21 protein-coding genes are annotated in these 20,655 nt (G+C 68.9%); 13 read left to right on the top strand and 8 right to left on the bottom strand.

What is annotated here, in order from left to right:
* The first annotated feature begins 233 nt into the window (after positions 1 to 233).
* The 3 genes from bfr to G6N61_RS04100 all read left to right on the top strand — a co-directional run bounded on the left by bfr (position 234) and on the right by G6N61_RS04100 (position 3,405).
* Positions 234 to 713, top strand: a complete 480-nt coding sequence (gene bfr / locus G6N61_RS04110; RefSeq protein WP_163917376.1) for a bacterioferritin — start codon at positions 234 to 236, stop codon at positions 711 to 713.
* 83 nt (positions 714 to 796) lie between these two features.
* Positions 797 to 2,869: an MDR family MFS transporter gene (locus tag G6N61_RS04105; RefSeq protein ID WP_163917375.1), complete on the top strand. Its 2,073-nt coding sequence runs from the start codon at positions 797 to 799 to the stop codon at positions 2,867 to 2,869.
* Positions 2,870 to 2,922: 53 nt separating this feature from the next.
* Positions 2,923 to 3,405, top strand: a complete 483-nt coding sequence (locus G6N61_RS04100; protein WP_163917374.1) for a carboxymuconolactone decarboxylase family protein — start codon at positions 2,923 to 2,925, stop codon at positions 3,403 to 3,405.
* Positions 3,406 to 3,414: 9 nt separating this feature from the next.
* Here G6N61_RS04100 and G6N61_RS04095 read toward each other — a convergent pair whose 3' ends face one another.
* The 3 genes from G6N61_RS04095 to G6N61_RS04085 all read right to left on the bottom strand — a co-directional run bounded on the left by G6N61_RS04095 (position 3,415) and on the right by G6N61_RS04085 (position 6,685).
* Positions 3,415 to 3,873 (bottom strand): nuclear transport factor 2 family protein, encoded by a 459-nt coding sequence (locus G6N61_RS04095; RefSeq protein WP_179973564.1) that lies wholly within the window; start codon positions 3,871 to 3,873, stop codon positions 3,415 to 3,417.
* A 13-nt stretch (positions 3,874 to 3,886) separates the two neighbouring features.
* Positions 3,887 to 5,674 (bottom strand): N-acyl-D-amino-acid deacylase family protein, encoded by a 1,788-nt coding sequence (locus G6N61_RS04090; protein ID WP_163917373.1) that lies wholly within the window; start codon positions 5,672 to 5,674, stop codon positions 3,887 to 3,889.
* 78 nt (positions 5,675 to 5,752) lie between these two features.
* Positions 5,753 to 6,685, bottom strand: coding sequence for an SDR family oxidoreductase (locus tag G6N61_RS04085; RefSeq protein WP_235887403.1), 933 nt, complete (start codon positions 6,683 to 6,685; stop codon positions 5,753 to 5,755).
* A gap of 67 nt (positions 6,686 to 6,752) precedes the next feature.
* Here G6N61_RS04085 and G6N61_RS04080 point away from each other — a divergent pair, with 67 nt between their 5' ends.
* The 3 genes from G6N61_RS04080 (at position 6,753) to G6N61_RS04070 (ending at position 9,566) form a co-directional block, all read left to right on the top strand.
* Positions 6,753 to 7,688, top strand: coding sequence for a dienelactone hydrolase family protein (locus G6N61_RS04080; protein ID WP_163917371.1), 936 nt, complete (start codon positions 6,753 to 6,755; stop codon positions 7,686 to 7,688).
* A 120-nt stretch (positions 7,689 to 7,808) separates the two neighbouring features.
* Positions 7,809 to 8,921 carry a glycosyltransferase gene (locus G6N61_RS04075; RefSeq protein ID WP_163917370.1) on the top strand — a complete coding sequence of 371 codons (1,113 nt, stop codon included), beginning with the start codon at positions 7,809 to 7,811 and terminating at the stop codon, positions 8,919 to 8,921.
* Between the two features lie 117 nt (positions 8,922 to 9,038).
* Positions 9,039 to 9,566: a hypothetical protein gene (locus tag G6N61_RS04070; protein WP_179973563.1), complete on the top strand. Its 528-nt coding sequence runs from the start codon at positions 9,039 to 9,041 to the stop codon at positions 9,564 to 9,566.
* On the opposite strand, the gene G6N61_RS04065 is transcribed toward G6N61_RS04070, so the two are convergent.
* Positions 9,563 to 10,207, bottom strand: a complete 645-nt coding sequence (locus G6N61_RS04065; RefSeq protein ID WP_163917369.1) for a TetR/AcrR family transcriptional regulator — start codon at positions 10,205 to 10,207, stop codon at positions 9,563 to 9,565. The genes G6N61_RS04070 and G6N61_RS04065 overlap by 4 nt on opposite strands.
* A 58-nt stretch (positions 10,208 to 10,265) precedes the next feature.
* Here G6N61_RS04065 and G6N61_RS04060 point away from each other — a divergent pair, with 58 nt between their 5' ends.
* A complete protein-coding gene (locus tag G6N61_RS04060; protein ID WP_163917368.1) occupies positions 10,266 to 11,576 on the top strand; it encodes an FAD-dependent oxidoreductase in 1,311 nt (436 codons plus the stop codon).
* A 22-nt stretch (positions 11,577 to 11,598) separates the two neighbouring features.
* On the opposite strand, the gene G6N61_RS04055 is transcribed toward G6N61_RS04060, so the two are convergent.
* Both G6N61_RS04055 and G6N61_RS04050 read right to left on the bottom strand, forming a co-directional pair.
* Complete coding sequence (locus G6N61_RS04055; protein WP_163917367.1) at positions 11,599 to 12,888, bottom strand: cytochrome P450; 1,290 nt, start codon at positions 12,886 to 12,888, stop codon at positions 11,599 to 11,601.
* A gap of 50 nt (positions 12,889 to 12,938) precedes the next feature.
* Complete coding sequence (locus G6N61_RS04050; protein WP_179973640.1) at positions 12,939 to 13,337, bottom strand: hypothetical protein; 399 nt, start codon at positions 13,335 to 13,337, stop codon at positions 12,939 to 12,941.
* Positions 13,338 to 13,462: 125 nt separating this feature from the next.
* On the opposite strand from G6N61_RS04050, the gene G6N61_RS04045 reads away from it, so the two are divergent.
* Complete coding sequence (locus G6N61_RS04045; RefSeq protein WP_163917365.1) at positions 13,463 to 15,388, top strand: flavin-containing monooxygenase; 1,926 nt, start codon at positions 13,463 to 13,465, stop codon at positions 15,386 to 15,388.
* Positions 15,389 to 15,407: 19 nt separating this feature from the next.
* On the opposite strand, the gene G6N61_RS04040 is transcribed toward G6N61_RS04045, so the two are convergent.
* On the bottom strand, positions 15,408 to 15,860 hold the full coding sequence (locus tag G6N61_RS04040) for an SRPBCC family protein (protein ID WP_163917364.1): 453 nt from the start codon (positions 15,858 to 15,860) through the stop codon (positions 15,408 to 15,410).
* 110 nt (positions 15,861 to 15,970) lie between these two features.
* Here G6N61_RS04040 and G6N61_RS04035 point away from each other — a divergent pair, with 110 nt between their 5' ends.
* From G6N61_RS04035 to G6N61_RS04015, 5 genes are all read left to right on the top strand, one after another.
* Entirely contained in the window at positions 15,971 to 16,771 is an 801-nt protein-coding gene (locus G6N61_RS04035) for a class I SAM-dependent methyltransferase (RefSeq protein WP_163917363.1), read from the top strand.
* On the top strand, positions 16,768 to 17,649 hold the full coding sequence (locus G6N61_RS04030; RefSeq protein ID WP_163917362.1) for a TIGR03854 family LLM class F420-dependent oxidoreductase: 882 nt from the start codon (positions 16,768 to 16,770) through the stop codon (positions 17,647 to 17,649). The genes G6N61_RS04035 and G6N61_RS04030 overlap by 4 nt, the downstream gene beginning before the upstream one ends.
* Positions 17,650 to 17,667: 18 nt before the next feature.
* Positions 17,668 to 17,970 (top strand): putative quinol monooxygenase, encoded by a 303-nt coding sequence (locus G6N61_RS04025; RefSeq protein WP_163917361.1) that lies wholly within the window; start codon positions 17,668 to 17,670, stop codon positions 17,968 to 17,970.
* Positions 17,971 to 18,169: 199 nt separating this feature from the next.
* Entirely contained in the window at positions 18,170 to 19,054 is an 885-nt protein-coding gene (locus G6N61_RS04020) for a cyclopropane mycolic acid synthase family methyltransferase (RefSeq protein ID WP_163917360.1), read from the top strand.
* Positions 19,055 to 19,104: 50 nt separating this feature from the next.
* Positions 19,105 to 19,620, top strand: coding sequence for a lipoprotein LppJ family protein (locus tag G6N61_RS04015; RefSeq protein ID WP_163917359.1), 516 nt, complete (start codon positions 19,105 to 19,107; stop codon positions 19,618 to 19,620).
* A 10-nt stretch (positions 19,621 to 19,630) separates the two neighbouring features.
* Here G6N61_RS04015 and speB read toward each other — a convergent pair whose 3' ends face one another.
* Entirely contained in the window at positions 19,631 to 20,629 is a 999-nt protein-coding gene (gene speB, locus G6N61_RS04010) for an agmatinase (protein WP_163924587.1), read from the bottom strand.
* Between the last annotated feature and the right edge of the window lie 26 nt (positions 20,630 to 20,655).

Below are 20,655 nucleotides of genomic sequence, written 5' to 3'. Positions count from 1 at the left end.
CTCAGGCTAGCCAGTCCATAACCCGGCCCCGCAAACCCGCGATTCAGAGGTTTGCCTTACCAAACGTCGCACGTGAACGGGCCAAAATGCCGAGTTTCGCAGTCGCGTCCCGTGGTGTGGGTGCACTAGATTGAGGGGTGCCGGCCAGCCCCCGGCCCAGTGCGCAACCCTGCGACGAACCCCAGCGATGGCACCGCGCCGGCTCCGGCCGTCGAGGTGCTCGAGGAGCCACCATGCAAGGCGATTCCGAGATCATCAAGCTCCTGAATGAGCAATTGACGAGCGAACTCACCGCCATCAATCAGTATTTCCTGCATTCCAAGATGCAGGAGCACTGGGGTTTCACCGAATTGGCGAAGCACACCCGCGACGAGTCATTCGAGGAAATGCGGCACGCGGAAACCTTGACCAATCGCATCCTGATGCTCAACGGCCTGCCGAACTATCAGCGGCTGGCGTCGCTGCGGGTCGGGCAGACGCTGCGCGAGCAGTTCGAGGCCGACCTCGCCATCGAGTACGAGGTCCTCGCCCGCCTCAAGCCGGCGATCGTCTTCTGCCGCGAGAAGGAAGACAGCACCACCGCCAACATCTTCGAGGCGATCATCGCCGACGAGGAAATGCACGTCGACTACTTGGAGACTCAGCTCGAGCTGATGAACAAGCTGGGCGAGCAGCTGTACGCCGCGCAGTGCGTGTCGCGTCCGCCACAGTGACGACGCGGCGGTAACTCTTTTAGCCTGCCTAACGATATGCCTCCTGTGCCGTTGCGGCGCATCGAGGACTTCGGAAGGACGGTATGACGAGCACGACGGAGGGTGCGGGCGTCCCGGCGGCAGCGGCGATCGACCCTGAGTCCGCCAACGCGATGATCAGCCCGCAGCGGCGGAACTTCATCTTCGTCGGCGTCCTGCTCGGCATGCTGCTGGCGGCGCTGGATCAGACGATCGTGGCCACGGCGCTCCCGACGGTGGTCGCCGACCTCGGCGGGGCGGGACACCAGTCGTGGGTCGTGACCAGCTATCTGCTGGCCTCCACGATCGCCACGGCCATCGTCGGCAAGCTCGGTGACCTGTTCGGCCGCAAGGCCGTGTTCTGCGCGTCCATCCTGTTCTTCCTCGGCGGCTCGGTGCTCTGCGGGCTCGCCGGATCGATGACGATGCTCGTCGCAGCGCGGGCGCTGCAGGGCATCGGCGGCGGCGCGATCATGGTGACCGCGATGGCCGTCATCGGCGAGGTCATTCCGCTGCGCGAGCGGGGGCGCTACCAGGGCGCGCTCGGAGCGGTGTTCGGCGTCACCACGGTGATCGGCCCGCTGCTCGGCGGGCTCTTCACCGACCACCTCACGTGGCGATGGGCGTTCTGGATCAACGTCCCGATCGGCATCGTGGTGCTGCTCGTCGGCATCGCCGCGATCCCGTCGCTCACCCGGGCCGCCGCGCGACCCAAGATCGACTTCGCGGGCATCCTCTTCGTCGGTCTCGCGGCATCCGGTCTCACTTTGGCCACCAGCTGGGGCGGCGGCGAATACGCTTGGGACTCACCGGTGATCATCGGCCTGTTCGCCGCATCCGCCGTTGCGCTGGCCGTCTTCGTCCGGGTCGAGATGCGCGCCAGCGAACCGATCCTGCCGATCCGGCTGTTCCGCAGCCCCGTGTTCACGGTGTGCTGCATCCTCGGCTTCATCGTCGGGTTCGCGATGCTGGGCGCCCTGACCTTCCTGCCGACGTTCATGCAGTTCGTCGACGGCGTCTCGGCCACCGAATCCGGCCTGCGCACGCTGCCGATGGTCGCCGGCATGCTGATCACGTCGATCGGCAGCGGCAACATCGTCGGACGCACCGGCAGGTACAAGGTGTTCCCCGTCGCGGGCACGGCGATCATGGCCGGTGCATTCGCGCTGCTGTCCCAGATGACGGCGACCACCCCGACCTGGCAGCAGTCGCTGTACCTCTTCCTGCTCGGCACCGGCATCGGGCTGTGCATGCAGGTGCTGGTGCTCGTCGTGCAGAACACGTCGAGCTTCGCCGACCTCGGGGTTGCAACGTCGGGTGTCACGTTCTTCCGGACCATCGGTTCCTCGTTCGGCGCCGCGATCTTCGGCTCGCTGTTCGCCAACTTCCTGGCCGCCGACATCGGGCCCGCGCTGGCGTCCGGCGGCGCGCCACCGCAGGCGGCGGAGTCGCCGCAGCTGCTCCGGACGCTGCCTGCCGAGATGGCAGGTCCGATCGTCGACGCGTACGCCGACTCGCTGGGCGCCGTGTTCCTGTGCGCGGTGCCGGTGGCCGTCGTCGGCTTCGTGGTCTCGTTGTTCCTCAAGGAGATTCCGTTGCGCGAGATCGAGGCGTCGTCGGCGACCGATCTCGGCGAGGGCTTCGGCATGCCCAGCACCGAGACGCCGGAGAAGATCCTCGAGGTCGCCGTCGGCAGGATGTTCCGCGATTCGCCCGAGATCCGGTTGCGCAGCCTCTCCCGCGAGCCCGGCTGCGATCTGGACGTGCCGCGGGCATGGGCGCTGCTTCAGATCTACCGGCACAACCAGGTTTTTGGCTCCGCCACCCTGGGCGCGATCGCCGACCGGCTGCGCGTGCCCTCGGAGGTCGTCGAGCCGATCTTCGACCGGGTCATCGACGACGGTCTGGCACTCGGGACGGGCGGCAAGCTGTGGCTGACCCAAGCCGGTGCGGCCCGGGTGAACGCGCTGTCGGCCAGCATCGTCGGACGCATCGTCGACAAGCTCGCGCAGTCGCCGACGTTCGAGGGCCGCCCGGACCGCGAGCAGGTGGAGATCGCCCTGGAGCGGATAGCGCACCGCATGCTGGTGCAACGGGACTGGGCCGACGGTCCGGGACCGCTCGCCACCGCCCGCTGACACGAAACTAGAACACGTTCCAATCCGCGGCCCGCGGGCGTACGATTCCGGCCATGAGCCGAATCGGAGAATTCGCCGACGACGACGCCGCGGCCTGGATCGTCAAGTCGCCCGACATCGGGACCGCGATGGCGAAGTTCACCCACGCCGTCTACGAGAAGAACCGGCTGCCCATGCGCGTGCGTGAACTCGCGCGCATGGTGATCGCGCTCGACAACGAATGCGTGGTCTGCCAGAACACCCGCGACGCCGACGGGATCGCGGCCGGCGTCGACGAGGACCTCTACGACCACGCGACCGAGTGGCGGACCTGGCCCGGCTACAGCGAGCAGGAGCGGATCGCCGCCGAGTTCGCCCAGCGCTTCGCCACCGACCACACCGGACTTCGCGACGACGAGGACTTCTGGGCACGGTGCCGTGAGCAGTTCAGCGACGAACTGCTCACCGATCTCGCGCTGTCGTGCGCCATGTGGATCGGGATGGGCCGCATGCTGCGGACCCTCGACATCGGTCAGGCCTGCAAGATCACGCTGTAGGCGCGTCGCTCAAACCTCGCCGGTCGCGTCGTAGACCCACGACATGTCCGCGGTGGCGAAGTCCTCGAGCCAGCTCGGCGGCGCGTGGTTGGCCAGGGCACTCATGTCCCAGTAGTCCTTCCACAGCGTGATCTTGCCGCCGGACACTCGGTGCACCGAGACGAACCGCAGCACCGCGGATTCGCCTGAGGCCCAGTGCCATTCCTCGTGGTGCTCGTACATGGCGTCACTGCCGTTCTCCACCAGCAGGCCGTCGAAGTTCTCGTAGGACGCCAGCGGCTCGAGACCGATCTTCAGCCGTTTGACGATGTCGTCGGGACCCTTGGCGGCCGCCGCGGGTCCGACGGGCATGTCGAGGTAGATGCAGTCGTCGGACAGGTGAGTCTTGAGTCCCTCCCAGTCCCGCGCCGACAGCGCCCGCCACATCCCCAGGACGACGTCCTCGATCGACACCGTCTCGGTTGACATACTCAACTCGGTCTCAGCCGACACTGGTGAGCACGTCCTTCTCGACGGGCAGAGCGGGGGAGCGGTGCGCGGCCCGCAGGAAGCGGCCGGTGCGGGTGCGGCCGACGAGTTCGGTGGGCACGCCGGAGGCGAACACCTGACGCCCGCCGACGAACACTGCTGGCACGGCCTCGTCGTTGCGGTTGACCATGCGCGACAGTCCGCCGTACTGCTCGACGGGCTCCTCGGCGTATGCATCGAGCTGGTCGTCGAGACGCTCGGGATCGATGATCGCGATGTCGGCGCGGTCGCCGATGCGCAGGTGGCCCGCGTCGAGGCGGTACCAGTCGGCGAGTTCACCGGTCAGCCGGTGCACCGCGGCCTCGATCGTCATGAACGGGTTGCCCGCCAGTTCGGCGTCGCGGACGTGCCGCAGCAGCCGCAGCCCCATGTTGTAGAACGCCATGTTGCGCAGGTGTGCCCCGGCATCGGAGAACCCCATCTGGATCCCCGGCTCCCGGGCCATCTTCTTGAGCACCTCCGGCCGGTGGTTGGAGATGGTGGTGTGCCACCGCAGTGCCTTGCCGTGTTCGAGCACCAGGTCGAGGAACGCGTCGACGGGGTGCAGGCCGCGCTCCTGGCCGACCTCGCCGAAGGACTTGCCGACCAGTGCCGCATCCGGGCATTCGGAGATGTGCGCGTCGAAGAAGTCACGATGCCAGACGCGCATGCCGAACTTGTTCTCGTAGTCCTTGCGGAACCGGCGCCGGTAGTCCTCGTCGCGCATCAGCTCGTTGCGTTCGACCTCGTCGGCCAGGTGCAGCGCCGCAGCGCCCGCGCCGAACTCCTCGAACACCACGAGGTCGATGCCGTCGGCGTAGACCTCGAACGGCACCGGCAGATGCTGCCAGCGGAAGTTGCCGCCGAGGGTGTTGACGAAACGGGACAGCGGACCCATCAGCATGATCGCGTAGGGATTGGACTTGACGTCGGCCGCCGACAGCAGGCTCGTCTTCAGGGGATTGCGGATGATGCCGACCGACTGCAACAGTTGGGACCCGAGATTGAACGGGTTCTGAATGTCGGGGCCGGACTGCAGGATTCGGCCCGACTTGCGGAGCAGCGATTTCAGCCGCCGCAGTTCGCGCGCCTTGGCGTAGGTCGAGGGCAGCGTGCGGGAGCGGCACGCGTCGCCATCGATCTTGTCGAACAGCAACTGCTGCGACGACATCCCGACGAAGCCCGCGCGCAACGCCTCGACGAGCATCTGCTCCATCCGAGCCTGTTCGCGCCGGGTGGGTTTGGCGTCCTTGCGGGTGGACCGGTCGAGGCCCATGACGGCCGTGCGCATGTCGGAGTGACCGATGAACGCCGTGACGTTGGGCCCCAGCGGGCGCGCCTCGAGTGCGGTGACGTACTCGTCGCACGTACTCCACGTCTTGTGCTGGTTCACCGCGTCGATGACGTGGTCGCGCGGGATCGCCTCGACGCGGCCGAACAGGTCGCCGGCCTCGGTGCCGTCGACGTGGATGGTGGACAGCGAACACGACCCGAGCATGATCGTGGTGACGCCGTGCCGGAGCGACTCCGACAGGTCGGGTCCAGCGAGCACCTCGACGTCGTAGTGCGTGTGGATGTCCAGCATCCCCGGCAGCACCCACTTGCCCGTGGCATCGACCACCTGGGGGCAGTCGGTGGCGTCGAGTTCATCGGCCGATATCGCGACGACGTGGCCGTCGCGGATGCCGAGATTGCGCACCGCAGAAGGGCCGCCGGTGCCGTCGAACCAGAGGCCGTTGCGGATGATCGTGTCGTAGGTCACTAGGCCATGCAACCCTGGGCGACCACCGGTGTCAACGAAATCGTGAACAGATTTCGATATTTGTCTACCGATTGGCCGTCACTGCTCGACCCACGCGTCGGGCCGCCTGCCGTCGACGTCGGTGAAGCCGTACTCCCAGGACAGTTGCGCCGAGTTCACCGAGCGCTGATTCCACCGGGCACGATTGGGGTCCGCGGCGATCGCGGCAACGCCGCGACCGACGAAGCGGGTGCTCTCCGACGCGTCGAAGCCCGGGGGCGCGACGGGGTAGCCGTCGGCCCGGTCGGGGTTCATCGCGTGCTGCCAGTTGCTCTCGGTGACGCCGTAGTTGTCCAGCATCATCTCCGAACGCAGCCACCCCGGGGTGACCGACACCGCGGTGGCGCCGTAGGGCGCCAGGTCGTGACCGTGGCTGAACGCCAGTCGGTTCACCGAGACCTTGGCCAGGTCGTAGAACACCGAGACCCGGTAGTGGTTCGCATTGAAGTCCGCCGTCCCGTCGGTGACCTCGACCAACAGTCCGCCCGGTCGCGCGACCAGGAGCGGATGCAGACAGTGCGAGGTGATGAGGTGCGTGTCGACGCCCAGCCGGAGGATCCGCAGGCCGTCGTCGAGGTCGTGCTCCCACACCGGCCGGTTCCACGACCGGGGTGCGCCCTTGAGGATCTCGGCACCCCACACGTCGTTCACCAGCACGTCGATTGCGCCGTAGTCGGATCGCAACCGGTCGGCGAGACCGCGCACCTGGTCGGGATCGAGGTGGTCGACCGCGATGGCTACGCCGACGCCACCGAGTTCGGTCACGAGTTCGGCGGTCTCCTCAATGATTTCGGGGCGGTCGTAGTCGGACTTCAGCGTCCCCGTCGCACTGCTCCGGCCGGTGCACACGACGGTGGCACCCGCCTCGCCGAGGGCTGCGGCGATGCCCCGGCCCGCACCCCGTGTAGCTCCGGCGACCACGGCGACGCGGCCGCGCAGGTCCGGCGTCGGGGTCGGGGAGGGGGTTGCCACCTGCACAGTATCGGTGGTCAGGCCCGTTTCCAGCGGCAGTTCGGCGGACCGGGGCATACTCGCGGAGGTGACCCCACTGCAGCGCTACATCGCCGAGGAGATCGCCACCGACCACGTCGACGGCCTGTTGTCCCGACGGGAGGCCTTGCGACGGATGGCGCTGATCGGCGTGGGCGCCACCGCCGCAGGTGCACTGATCACCGCCTGCGGCGGGAACCGGGACGACTCCGCGGCCCCCGAGAGCAGCGCGACGACGGCAGGGAGCGGGGGATCGACGGCCGAGAGCACCAGTGCGGCACCGCCACCCGGGGCCGACGCCGAGGTCCCCACCGAACCCGTCACGTGGGCAGGCCCGCAGGGCGATCTGCAGGGCGCGTGGGCAGCCGCCGGGACGCCGAAGGGCGCCCTGCTGGTCATTCACGAGAACAAGGGCCTCACCGACTGGACCAGGTCGGTCGCGGGACGGTTCGCGGGCATCGGCTATTCCGCCCTCGCCATCGACCTGCTCTCCGGGCAGGGCGGCACGGCCACGTTCACCGACCCGGCGGAGGCCACCGCGGCGTTGAGCAAGATCTCACCCGCCGACTTCGTGGCGAACCTGCGGTCCGGTCTCGACGAAGTGGCCCGTCGCGCGCCCGGTGTGAAGCTCGCCGCGATCGGCTTCTGCATGGGCGGCGGACTCACCTGGCAACTGCTCGCCGCCGGTGAACCGCGCCTGGCTGCGGCGTTCCCCTTCTACGGCCCGCTGCCCGAGGGTGCGGACCTCGCGGGCTCGAAGAACGCGGCGGTGCTGGGCTTCTACGGCGAGAAGGACGCCCGCGTCAACGCCACCAAGGACGCCGCCGAGCAAGCGTTGACCAAGGCCGGCCTCGTCCACGAACTCGTCGTCGAACAGGGCGCCGATCACGCGTTCTTCAACGACACCGGACAGCGCTACGACCCGACCGCCGCTGCCGACGCATGGCAGCGCGTGGGGGCCTGGCTGAGCCAACACGTCGGCTGACGACCACCTCGCCACCATGTCGGCCGGCGCCGACCGCGGCAGGCGTGTTCGCCTGCCGTTCGCTTCGTCGTCGACCCGACGTTCGCCCCCGCACACACGGCCCGGATTCGATGGATGGACATGCGGGTCGTCCAGGTTGCCAACTTCTACGGCCCCCGTTCGGGCGGGCTGCGCACCGCGGTCGACCGCCTGGGAGCGGAGTACTGCGCTGCAGGCCACGAGGTGTTCCTGGTGGTTCCCGGCGCCGATGAAGACGTCAGCCAACTGCCCTCGGGCGTTCGGCGAATCTCGCTGCCCGCCAGACTGATTCCCTTCACCGGCGGCTATCGTGCGGTGCGGCCGAGCCCCGTCACCGCGCTGCTCGAGCGTCTTGGACCCGACGCCATAGAGGTGTCGGACCGGTTGACGCTGCGCTCACTGGGGCAGTGGGGCCGGGCACATGGCGTATCGACCGTCATGATCTCCCACGAGCGCCTCGACCGCCTGGCAGGACAACTGCTGCCACGGCGACTCGCCAGGACGGTCGCCGACGTCGCGAACCGGCGGACCGCCGCCGACTACGACGTCGTGGTCTGCACGACCGGTTTCGCGCGGGCGGAATTCGATCGCATCGGCGCGCGCAACGTGGTGACCGTGCCACTCGGCGTCGACCTCGAACAGTTCCATCCGCGGTGGCGAAGCGAACTCGTCCGCAACCGGTGGGCCGCACCGCAGCAGACGCTGCTGGTGCACTGCGGCAGGCTCTCGGTCGAGAAGCACGTACACCGGAGCATCGACACCGTTGCGGCCCTGCGCGATTCGGGGGTCGACGCGCGGATGGTCGTCGTTGGTGAAGGTCCGATGCGATCGCGCCTGGAACGGCAGGCGGCCCGCCTGCCCGTCGACTTCACCGGGTTCGTCGGCTGCCGGGACACCGTCGCGGCCATCCTCGCGTCCGCCGACGTCGCCATCGCGCCCGGGCCGCACGAGACCTTCGGGTTGGCCGCGCTGGAGGCGCTGGCTTGCGGCACCCCGGCCGTCGTGTCCAAGACGTCCGCCCTCGCCGAGATCCTGTCCGATGACAGCGGGGTGGCCGCCGACAACGACCCCGGGGCCATCGCCGAGGCGGTCGCGTCGATCATCGACCGACCCGAACCGGTGCGCAGGCGCAGCGCCAGGAGGCGGGCCGAGGAGTTCCCCTGGCCGCGGTCGGCCGAAGGCATGCTCGACGCCCTGGGCGCCGCCGGACGATAGGTGGGTCGGGGCTCGGAGGCGTTTGGGAACGTTCGCCCGGGGGCACCCGGGTTACAGGTACGTCAAATATCGTGGGTCGTCCATGGCCCCGCCGTGCCGCCGACCGAAGGAGTCGTCATGACGACCACCACATGGATCATCATCGCCGTCGTTGCGGTCATCGTGCTCGCGCTCATCGCGTTCGCGGTGCGCAGCGCGTCGCACAAGAAGCGTGCCGCCGAGGCCGACCGCATCCGCGAAGAAGTGCACGTCGAGGGCCGCAAGCTGGAGCGGCGCGAGTCCATCGCCGCGGAGACCGAGGCGAAGGCACGCGCAGCGCAGGCCGAGGCGGAGGCCAAGGCTGCGGAGGCCGCGCGCTTGCAGGATCGGGCGAGCAGCCATCGCGAGGTGGTCGACTCGACGCGCTCGAATCTCGACGAGCGTCGCGAGCACGCCGATTCGCTTGATCCGCGGGTGAAGTCGTCCGGCCGGGCCGACGACCAGGTCGACGAGTCGGATCGCGTCGTCGTGCGCGACGGCAACGATGGTCGGCACGAGATGCAGGCGCAGGACGTGCGTCAGGACGCTCGGCACGACGTGCAGGCGCAGGACGTACACGGCCAGGACGTGCACGGACGCCACGCCGACGGACGCCCGACCCGCTAGTCGCGGAGCAACTGCACGATCAACGCATCGGCGACCCACGCCTCGAAGGCGTGGGTCGCCCATCCGCGTTGGCGAACCATCCGATCGAAGACGACCGGGTCGGCCGCCAACCACGCCACGTCCACGGCGTGGTCGCGGGGGACCGCGGCCCCGTCTGCACCGAGTTCGGCGACCCGGTCGACGATCTGCGCGGCCCCCTCCAGGCGCTGTCGGTGCACCGTGGTCAGCAATTCACGCGCCTCGCCGTCGGTCTCGGCGGCCACCTCCAGCGCGCGGAACAGCCCCACGGCACGCTCGGCGATTTGGACTTGGAGGCGAACCCACTCCCGCAGTAGGCGGCGCGGATCCTCCAGTGCGAACAGGTCTTGGAACGCCGGTCGGTCCGACAGCGCCACCGGCCTGTCGTCACCGGCGACGGCCCAGTCGAGCGCGGTCTTGAGCAATGCGACCTTCCCGCCGACGGCACTGAACACGGTCTTGCGACTGACGCCCGACGCACCTGCGATCGCGTCGATGGTCGTCGCTCCATAGCCGTCGGCGGTGAACAGCTTCGCGGCCGCGTTCACGATGGCCCGCCGGGTGTCGTCCGCCTGGGCGGCGCGCAACGCGGACCGGTAATCGCGCTTGACATGATCCGCCATTCGAGTTCACCCTTCAGGTATTCAATACACCGTAGGTTACCTCAATTGTGGAGTACCCATGCAGATCGCCATCGTGGGCGCCGGACCCACCGGGCTCTACCTCGCCACGACACTCGCCAGACGAGGGCACCGCGTCGCGGTCGTCGACCGCGACCCGGGACCGCCGCGCTCGGGCCCGTGGCGCCGGCGGGGCGTCATGCAGTTCGAGCACGCCCACACCTTCCGCGGGCCGGTCGTCGACCTGCTGCGCGAGGACATGCCCGACTTCCTCGACCGCCTGGTCTCCGCCGGTGCGTCCATCCCCACCATGCCCGACGGCAGACCGGCCGCACTGCTGTGCCGGCGCAGCACGTTCGAGGCCACGATGCGTGAGGTCGCCGCGGAACGCCCAGGGATCGACCTCGTCACCGGCCACGTCGACCGGACCATCGACGACGGCGCCCGCGTACGCGGCGTCCAGGTCGATGGACGCCGCGTCACCGCTGACCTGGTGCTCGACGCCTCGGGACGCGCGAGCCGCTTCTCGGCGGGGATCCGACCCCGGGCGATCGGTGAACCGTGCGGCGTCGCCTACGTGACCCGGCAGTACCGGCGCAGGCGAGGGGCCGACCATCCGCCGACGAACTCGCCGATCGGCCTGTCGCTGGCCTTCGCCCGGTACTTCGCAGTCGCGTTCCTGCACGACGCCCGAACCTTCTCGATCACCATCGCCCACGACGGCCGGGACCCACGGGTCCGGGCATTGCGACACGCGCACGTCTTCGAGTCGGTGGTGCGCAGGATTCCGCGTCTGCGAGAGTGGATCGACGGGGCCGCATCCGAGCCCATGACCCCGGTGCTGCCGGGGGGCCGACTGCACAACGGGTATCGCGGTCAGTGCGACGAGCACGGCGCGCTGGCAGCGCCGGGCATGATCTCGGTGGGCGACGCCGTGTGCACCACGACGCCGCTGGCGGGACGTGGAGTCACCCTGGCTCTCGCGCAGGCGAGTCGGCTCACGGCGATCATCGACCACCACGGCGCCGACGTCGACTCGGCTGCAATGGAATTCGACTCGTGGTGCACGTCGGCCATCAGACCGTGGTTCGACGACCATCGGCATGCCGATGCCGACCGGCTGCGCCGATGGGCAGGCGGCGACGTCGACCTGACCCGCCCGCTGCCTTCGGACCTGATCGTGGCCGCCGGTGCGGTCGACGACCGCGTGCGCCGCGGGGCCGAGCCGTATGCCCGGATGGACGCGCTTCCGGACACCTTGGCAGCCGTCGAGCCCTTGGCGCGCAGCGTCTACGCATCGGGCTGGCGACCGCCCGTTGCGGACGGTCCCGTCGACCTGGGCGAGCTGTGCGACGCGTCGGTGGCCGCGTGAGCCCCTAGAGCCTCTGAAGCCTCTAAGCGCGAGAGGCCGGCGTCCACTCCACCGGGAGCCGCTTGATGCCGTGGATGAACGCGGACTGGAGACGATCCGGTTCCTCGGTGGCCGTCAAGTCGGGAATCTGGCGGTGCAGTTCCTCGAAGGCAACGGTGATCTCGCGGCGGGCCAGGTTCGCGCCGAGGCAGAAGTGCGCCCCTCCGCCACCGAACCCGACGTGCGGGTTGGGATGCCGGTGCACGTCGAACGTCCACGGATCGGCGAACTTCGACTCGTCGCGGTTGGCCGAGCCGTACCAGAGGGTGACCTTGTCGCCCTCGCCGAGCGTGACGCCGCCGATCTCGACCTCGCGCGTGACCGTCCGGCGCATGTAGCTCACCGGTGAGGCCCACCGCACGATCTCCTCGACTGCGGACGGGGCGACCTCGTCGTAGTCGGCCCACCACGCGTCACGCTGATCGGGATGGCGGCTCAGTGCCAGCACGCCGTGGCTGATCGCGTTGCGCGTGGTCTCGTTGCCCGCCACCACCAGCAGGATGAAGAACGACGCGACTTCGCTCGAGGTCAGGCCCTCACCGTCGAGTTCGGCCCGGACCAGACTGGTGGTGAGGTCGTCGCCCGGGTTGGCGCGGCGGTCGTCGGCCAGCGCCGACGCGTAGGCGCCGATGTCCATCGCGACGCGGAAGAACTCGTCGAAGTCGGTGGTGATGTCGGGATCGCCGAAGCCGAGGATGACGTTCGTCCAGTGGAAGATCCGGTCGTGGTCGGCGTCGGGGATGCCCATCATGTCGCAGATGATCTGCAGCGGTAGGGGGCCCGCCAGTTCGGTCACCAGGTCGGCGCGGCCGTCCGGATGGTTCGCCACCATCTGCTCGACGAGCCTGCGCGCGCGGTCGCGCACCGAGTCCTCGATCACCGCCAGGACGCGTGGCGTGAACGCACTGCGGACGATGTTGCGCAGCCGGGTGTGCCGCGGGTCGTCCATCGCGATCATCGAGCCGAAGTATTCGGTGAGCTCGGGGGTCTGATCGCCGATCGTGATGCCCTGGGCCGAGCTGAAGATCTCCGGGTGGCGGCTGGCATAGAACACGTCGTCGTACCGGGTGACGGCCCAGTGGCCGCGGCCGCCTTCGAACCCGTCCTGGATGAACTCCGGATGCCACGACACCGGCGCTTCGCGGCGCAGCGTGGCGAACGCACCCTCGCGCAGGTCGTCGTCGAGCGCCCAGAAGTCCCAAGAGCCGAGGTTGATCTCCGAGCGCGGCACGTCGGGCGGAGCGGAGCCATTCACCCGGGGCGTGATACCCACGTCGCCCCCTTCACCGTCGAAGGACTAGATGCCGTCGAGCGTAGCGCCAGTCACGGGGCGCCCTCGTGTCCGACGCGGCCGTGGGTGCGCCGGTCCTCCTTCATCCTGGCCTCGAACACGTGCCGGTAACCCTGCTGCAGTTCGTCGCGAACGCGCCGCTCGTGGTCGCGCAGCACCGACCAGTAGTTGTCGTCGAAGTCCTCGACGATCTGGAAGGTCCACCGGCCGTTGAGCACGTTGCGACCGACCATCTCGGCCTCGAGTCGGTCGGCCACCTCGGTGTGGCCAGCGTCGCGCAACTTGTCGCAGGCGTCGCCGAGCGTGAGGTCGGCATGTCCCATCAACTGGTGGAAGGAGTAAAGGTGTCCACGGGCGCGTTCGACCCACTCCAGGGCCTCGGACACCGACCCGACCGCTTCGACGGTCGCGTCGGAGACGTCGTCGGGCAACTTGCGGTCATGATCGGCGGGCGTGCCGTCATTGGTTGGCGCGGCGGGCTTGTCGTCATTGGCGTGCTCGGTCACCGATCCCAAATACCCGCACGGTTGGCGTGAAAACGTGATAGCACTCAGCGGTGCGCAACCCACATGCCGGACAACCCTTTACGGACTCCGACGAGGAGATCGCCCGGGCACTGCTCGACGTCAGCGTCCCCACGCTGATGCTGTCGCTGGTGCACATGTCCGGCGACCCCGAACTGATCCGAGGGGCGCTCAAGCCGGCAGGGCTCTTCCTCAACGAGGTGCAGGGCTACATGTCCGAGGAGGACAAGGCGGCCGCGCGCGACCTCGCGCTGACGGTGATCCGCGACTACCGCGACCGCGGCTGCCCCGAGCCCGAGCCGATCGGGCCGGAACTCCTCAAGGAGATGATGGAGTGGCTGGTCTGCGAGCCCGTGCCCGAGGAGTACGTGCCGATGCTGGCCGAGGAGATGGAGCTCGACGGCCGCGACGGCCGGGCGCCCAACGCATTGGACCCGGCCGCGTGCGCCGACTTCCCCGTCGTCGTGATCGGGTGCGGCGAGTCCGGACTGCTGGCGGGAATTCGCCTGCGGGAGGCCGGAATCCCGTTCACCATCGTCGAGCGCAACGCAGGCGTGGGCGGCACCTGGTATCAGAACACGTACCCCGGCGCCCGGGTCGACGTCGGCAATCACTTCTACTGCTACAGCTTCGAACCCACCGATCAGTGGACCCACTTCTTCGCCGAGGCGCACGAACTGCAGGCGTACTTCGAGGGCGTCATGGACCGCCATGGCATCCGCCCGCACGTGCGCTGGGAGACGGAGGTGACCCAGGCTCGCTGGAACGACGACACCGCCACCTGGACGGTCTCGACGCGGGATCGCGACGGGAACCGCGCCGACCTGACCGCGCGTGCGGTCATCAGCGCCGTCGGCCAGTTGAACCGGCCCAAGGTGCCCGACATACCTGGCCGGGACACGTTCGCGGGCAGGGCGTTTCACTCCGCCGAGTGGGACCACTCGGTCGACCTGGCGGGCAAGCGCGTCGCAATGATCGGGGCGGGCGCCAGCGGTTTCCAGATCGCCCCGGCCATCGCCGACGAGGTCGCGCACCTCACCGTCTTCCAGCGCACCGCGCAGTGGATGTTCCCCAACCCGAATTACCACGCCGAGGTCGGGGCCGGCGTCCAGTGGGCGCTGCGGCACCTGCCGTTCTACGGCAGGTGGTACCGGTTCCTGCTGTTCTGGCCGGGCTGCGACAAGGGGCTCGACGCCGCCCGGGTCGATCCGGACTACCCCGACCAGCAGCGTGCGGTGAGCGAGATCAGCGAGGCGACGCGGTCGGTGTTCACCGAGTGGATCACCAGCCAGCTCGACGGGGACACCGAACTGGCCGCGAAGGTGGTGCCCGACTATCCGGCGACGGGCAAGCGCACGCTGCAGGACAACGGGACGTGGTTGAAGACGTTGACGCGCGAGGACGTCGACCTGGTACGCACCCCGATCGCCGGCATCGAGGCCGACGCCGTCGTGACCGAGGACGGCGTGCGTCATCCGGCCGACGTCATCGTCTACGCGACCGGGTTCCACGCCAACCGGGTGCTGTGGCCGATGACGATCCGCGGCCGAGACGGCGACGATCTGACGGCCCGCTGGGGTGAGCGACCGGTGGCCTATCTCGGCATCACCGTGCCCGGATATCCGAACCTGTTCTGCATGTACGGCCCGGGCACCAACCTCGCCAGCGGCGGCAGCCTGATCTTCCACTCGGAATGCCAAATGCGCTACATCACCGACTGTTTGACGACGTTGATCGCAGGCGGCCACCGGTCGATGGAACCCCGCCAGGACGTCTGCGACGACTGGGTGCGCCGCAGCCAGGACGAGATGCGGACCATGGTGTGGTCGCAGCCGTCGATCGAGCACTCGTTCTACAAGAACGCCTACGGCGAGGTGTACACGCTCAGCCCGTGGCGGCTGGTCGACTACTGGGGATGGACGCGGGCGGTGAACGCCGCGGACTTCGTCTTCGATTGAGGCTATCGACGATCGAGGGTCACGCCTCGACGACCGCCTTGATCCCCTCGAGCGTCTTGCGCATGTCGCGGACGTTGCGGCGGCGGCGCAACTGACCCCCGAACATTCCGAACAGCGTGGTGAACACGCTTTCGTTCATGAAGAACGACTCGGTGACGTCGGTGCCGGTGGCCGTCGGTTCGAACCGGTAGTGCCAGTTGTTGACGGGACGGTCGCCGATGAGGACCTCGAAGCCGAATTCGCGACCGGGGTCGCACGCCGTTACGCGGCACGTCGTCCAGTAGACGGGACCGATCTCGTTGCGCCGGACGTGGCCGCGGAACTTCGCGCCCAACTCCGGACCCGTCGCACCGCCCAGCCACTCGGCCTCGAACGTCTCGGGGGAGAACCGGCCAGTGTTCCGGACGTCCGACACCAATTCCCACACCTGCTGCGGCGGGGCGGCCATGGACACCGTCACTGCTGCCTTCATGGGGGCACTCCCTCGTCTGAGTCCGATTGGTCGGCCTCCGTGCAGGCCGCCGACTCAGCGTGCCACCCTCGCTCGGCGAACCAGCGCCGGGTAGGGCGATACTGGGCATCGTGGCGGACTGGAGCGGACACGACTACGCGGAGGTCAGCGGACTGCAACGCGCGATGATCACCGCCGCCGTCGCCGGACTGAACGTCGAGCCCGGGGAGTGCGTGCTCGACATCGGTTGCGGCGACGGGTATCTCACCCGGATGATTGCCGACGAGGTGCCCTCGGGGATCGCGGTGGGCGTCGATGCCTCACCACGGATGATCGCCACGGCGCACGCTGCGGCGGCCGAGCGGGGATCGGCCGCCCGGTTCGCCGTCGCCGACGCGCGGCGGCTGCCATTCACCGAGACCTTCGACGCGGTGGTGTCGTTCAACGCGCTGCACTGGGTGCCCGAGCAGGACCAGGCCCTGAGCCAGATCGCCGCGGCGCTCAAGCCGGGGGCGCGCGCGACCGTGCAGATGGTGTGCGCGGGCCCGCGCCCCAGCCTCGAGGCGGTCGCCATGGACGTCAGCCGCAGCACGACGTGGCTGCCGCGATTCGACGGATTCGAAGCGCCGTTCGTCCACGTCGACCCCGACGACTACGGCGCTCTCGCGGCGCACGCGGGCCTGTCGCTGTCGCAGCTGACGGTCACCGACCGCGAGTGGGACTTCGGCTCGGCCGAGGCGTTCGCGAGGTGGTGCGCAGTGGGCACCACCGGGTGGACCGACCGGCTCGACACGGGCGAGCGGGACCGGTTCGTCGCCGACCTCGTCGAGGCCTATCAGCCCATCGCCGGACGGGCAGGCCTGTTCCGGTTCATGCAGATGCGCGCCGAGCTGTCCCGATCCGTCCCCAGTAGGACGGTGGGCCCGTCGTGAAGATCCGTTTCGGCGTCGGCCTGGCAGGCGAGACCGCCCCCGACGCGCTGCCCGGCATCGTCGACCGCCTCGAGGAGCTCGGCATCGACTCGCTGTGGTTCTCGGAGTTGGTGTACTCCAACGCCGTCGACCCGTTCGTCGGCATGGCCTATTCCCTGGCGCGGACCACGCGGCTGAAGGTGGGCACGTCGGTCGTCGTGCTGCCGGGCAGACACCCGGTGCTGGTGGCCAAGCAGCTCGCGTCGTTGGCGGCGCTGGCCCCCAAGCGGGTGCTGCCGGTGTTCGGGCTGCGGTCCGCGATCGCGACCGAGCGCGACCTGTTCGTGGTGCCCGAGGGCAAGCGGGCCGCGGTGTTCGACGAGTCGCTGCGCCTGCTGCGCGCCGCACTCCAGCCCGATGGCGGGCCGTTCGACGGCGAGTTCTTCACGGTGAGTTCGCCCGAGGTGCAGCCGCGCCTGGCCAGGCCGCTCGACATCTGGCTCGGCGGGTCCGCGCCCGCCGGACTGCGCCGCATCGGCAGGCTCGCCGACGGCTGGCTCGGCAGCTTCGTCACGCCCGACGAGGCACGGCAAGCGGTGCAGTTGATCCAGGAGTCCGCCGCCGAGGCAGGACGGCAGATCGAAGCCGACCACTTCGGCATCAACCTCGCGGTCAGCGAGGGCGGGCTCGGGGAGGACCTCGTGGCGGCGGTCCGCAGCCGCCGTCCCGACGTGGATCCCGCCGACCTCGTCGCCGATGGCTGGCCGTCACTGCACCGCCTCATCGATGAGTTCACCGCGGCCGGGTTGTCCAAGTTCGTGGTGAGGCCGGCAGGCGGTGGCGACCTCGACGCCTTCGTCGAGACGTTCGCCGCCGAACTGCTGCCTCGGGAGAACTAGCGCCACGAGGAGGACCCCATGGCCGAGCACGTGATCGTGTCCGGACACCTGACCGTCGCACCGCAGACCCGGGACGAGTACCTACGGGGCTGCACGGATGTCGTCCGCGCTGCCAGGGCGGCTCCGGGCTGCCTGGACTTCGCGATCGGAGCCGACCTGATCGAACCCGGCCGGATCAACGTCTTCGAACGATGGGACTCCCGTGCCGCCGTCGAGGCGTTCCGCGGCGACGGCCCCAGCGATGAACAGAACGCAGCGCTGCTCGATGCATCGGTCGCCGAGTACGTCGTGAGCGGCGCTGCCCGACCCCTTGGATCGTGACGGAAAGCCCAGTTCAGGGCGACTTTCGTTTGGACGTCGCTCCGACGCGCGCGCGGGTGCGGGATTCGCCGGGTGCCGAACCGCTCGGGTACTGTGCATACACTGCCCAGGACCTACGGGCGAGGCTCCCGAGCCCGGTGGAGCCTTCGTTTGACACGAATCAGCCGACACCACCTCACGACGCCAAAGGGCCATCACCTTGTCAGATACACCTAGCCAGACCGAGGGCCTCACGCCGCACTTCGAAGACGTCCAGGCGCACTACGACCTGTCCGACGACTTCTTCCGGCTGTTCCTCGACCCGACGCAGACCTACAGCTGCGCATACTTCGAGCGTGACGACATGACGCTCGAGGAGGCCCAGCTCGCCAAGATCGATCTGTCGCTCGGCAAGCTCGGCCTGGAACCCGGCATGACGCTGCTCGACGTGGGCTGCGGCTGGGGCGCCACGATCAACCGTGCGCTCGAGCGCCATGACGTCAACGTGGTGGGTCTGACCCTGAGCCGCAACCAGCAGGCACACGTGCAGAAGCTGCTCGACGCCCAAGACAGCTCACGCAGCAAGCGGGTGCTGCTGCAGGGCTGGGAACAGTTCGACGAGAAGGTCGACCGCATCGTGTCGATCGGCGCCTTCGAGCACTTCGGTCGAGACCGCTACGCCGACTTCTTCAAGATGGCCTACGACGCGCTTCCCGACGACGGCGTGATGATGCTGCACACGATCATCAAGCCCAGCGACGAGGAGTACACCGAGCGCGCGCTGCCGATGACGATGACCCTGTTGCGGTTCTTCAAGTTCATCATGGACGAGATCTTCCCCGGCGGTGACCTGCCGCAGGCCAAGGCGGTCGTCGAGCACGCGACGAAGGCAGGGTTCGACGTCAAGCTCGTGCAGCCGCTGCGCCTGCACTACGCAAAGACGCTCGACATCTGGTCGGCAGCACTCGAGGCGCGCAAGGACGAGGCGATCGCCATCCAGTCCCAAGAGGTCTACGACCGGTACATGCGGTACCTCACCGGCTGCGCCGATCTGTTCCGCAAGGGCTACACCGACGTCGCGCAGTTCACCCTGACCAAGGGCTGACCGCCACGAACGGCGGGACCCCGGCCTGGCTCCGCTCGCGGGCGGCAGTCGTGCTGCTGGCCGCGACCTTGACGCTCACCGCGGCGTTCGGCGTGTGCGCACTCCTCGTGCTGTCGCGTCCGGGTCCCGACCCCGCCGCCGGCGTGCCCCGGATGACCGAGGCCGCAGCCGCAGAACTGGTGACGGCGGCTGCGCGAGACGCCGTCGTCGCAGCCCGGTTGACGGGCCCGGCGGGCGGACGGACGAGCATGTCGTGCGCGTCGGCGGCCGGACCGCCGTACCGCCCGGTGGTGCACATGACGTTCGCGCTGCCCGCGGGCAACACCGTGGGCTACCTCAACCGCGTGGCAGCCGACATGGTCGCCGACGGCTGGGTCGACTCGGGAGTCGTGGCGGAGTACTTCGGCAAGAAGCTCACCAGGGGTGGTGTGGTCGCCGTCGTCCATCGCAATCCCGAGCGCCTCGACGTCGCCACGATGCGGCTCTCGAGCGAGTGCTCCGTCGACGCCGTCACCACCGAAGGCGTGTGGACCGAGATCGGCGGCCGACTACGCGCCGGCTCGTGACCGGCTGGGCCTAGGACCTGGGTCGGGCGGGTGGGCCGACCTCGCCGCCTGCGGCGTCACGACGCCGGGCGGCCATGCCTGCCAGTGCCTCGAACACCACGCGGTGCGCCGCGTTGACGGTCAGTTCGGCGTGGTCGTAGGCCGGTGCCACCTCCACGACGTCGACTCCTGCGACGTCGTGTTCGTAGCAGAGCTGGCGCACCATCCGCAGCAGGTCCACGCTCGTGATGCCGCCCGGTTCGGGGGTGCCGGTCCCCGGCGCATGGGCGGGGTCGAGGACGTCGATGTCGACGGACAGGTACAGCTTGTCCGCCTTGGCGAGCGCCTCGCCGACGGCGTCGACCATGACCGGCTTGAAGCCCCGCTCCCAGATCTCCTGCATGGTGTGCCACACCATGCCTTGGGACTGCATCCACTCGAACGTGTCCTGCGGCGGCCAGTACCCGCGCAAGCCGACCTGGACGAAGTGGGTGCCGGGGACGGCACCCGACTCGATCAGCCTGCGCATCGGAGTGCCGTGGCTGGCGAGGTTGCCGTCGATGATGTCGGCGGTGTCGGCGTGCGCGTCGAAGTGCACGATGCCGACGTTTCCGTAGCCGTGCACGTCGGCGACCGCCGTCGCCGAGGGCCACGTGATGGAGTGGTCACCGCCGAGCACGACCGGGACGATCCCGCGTGATGCGACGGCGTGCACGCGTTCGCGAATGTTGTTGTGCGACACCTCGGTCTGGCCGTGCGGACAGTATGCGTCGCCGTAGTCGACGACCTCGAGCCAGTCGAAGATCTCGAGCCCGAGGTCCATGTGATAGGTGCCGGGCTCGTAGGCCGTGGCCCGGATCGCCCTGGGGCCGAACCGCGCTCCCGGCCGGTTCGTGGTGGCGACGTCGAACGGCGCCCCGACGATCGCGACGTCGGGCTGCCACGAATCGAGCTGCTCGGTTTCGGTGAGGAACGGGCGGTGCCCGAACGACGCCAGCCCCGAGTACGGCAGATCCAGTTGCTCGGCCATGCCGGGCGGCAGATCGCGCTGCGGGC

Source organism: Mycolicibacterium arabiense (assembly GCF_010731815.2).
Lineage (GTDB): Bacteria > Actinomycetota > Actinomycetes > Mycobacteriales > Mycobacteriaceae > Mycobacterium > Mycobacterium arabiense.
The sequence above is the reverse complement of the archived record's forward strand: the minus strand, read 5'-3'. Positions and strand labels throughout refer to the sequence as shown.

Excerpts from the sequence above, each read along its gene's own strand:
- bfr (WP_163917376.1), top strand. The coding sequence starts at position 234 with ATGCAAGGCGATTCCGAGATCATCAAGCTCCTGAATGAGCAATTGACG.
- G6N61_RS04105 (WP_163917375.1), top strand. The coding sequence starts at position 797 with ATGACGAGCACGACGGAGGGTGCGGGCGTCCCGGCGGCAGCGGCGATC.
- G6N61_RS04100 (WP_163917374.1), top strand. The coding sequence starts at position 2,923 with ATGAGCCGAATCGGAGAATTCGCCGACGACGACGCCGCGGCCTGGATC.
- G6N61_RS04095 (WP_179973564.1), bottom strand. The coding sequence starts at position 3,873 with ATGTCAACCGAGACGGTGTCGATCGAGGACGTCGTCCTGGGGATGTGG.
- G6N61_RS04075 (WP_163917370.1), top strand. The coding sequence starts at position 7,809 with ATGCGGGTCGTCCAGGTTGCCAACTTCTACGGCCCCCGTTCGGGCGGG.
- G6N61_RS04070 (WP_179973563.1), top strand. The coding sequence starts at position 9,039 with ATGACGACCACCACATGGATCATCATCGCCGTCGTTGCGGTCATCGTG.
- G6N61_RS04065 (WP_163917369.1), bottom strand. The coding sequence starts at position 10,207 with ATGGCGGATCATGTCAAGCGCGATTACCGGTCCGCGTTGCGCGCCGCC.
- G6N61_RS04060 (WP_163917368.1), top strand. The coding sequence starts at position 10,266 with ATGCAGATCGCCATCGTGGGCGCCGGACCCACCGGGCTCTACCTCGCC.
- G6N61_RS04040 (WP_163917364.1), bottom strand. The coding sequence starts at position 15,860 with ATGAAGGCAGCAGTGACGGTGTCCATGGCCGCCCCGCCGCAGCAGGTG.
- G6N61_RS04025 (WP_163917361.1), top strand. The coding sequence starts at position 17,668 with ATGGCCGAGCACGTGATCGTGTCCGGACACCTGACCGTCGCACCGCAG.
- speB (WP_163924587.1), bottom strand. The coding sequence starts at position 20,629 with ATGGCCGAGCAACTGGATCTGCCGTACTCGGGGCTGGCGTCGTTCGGG.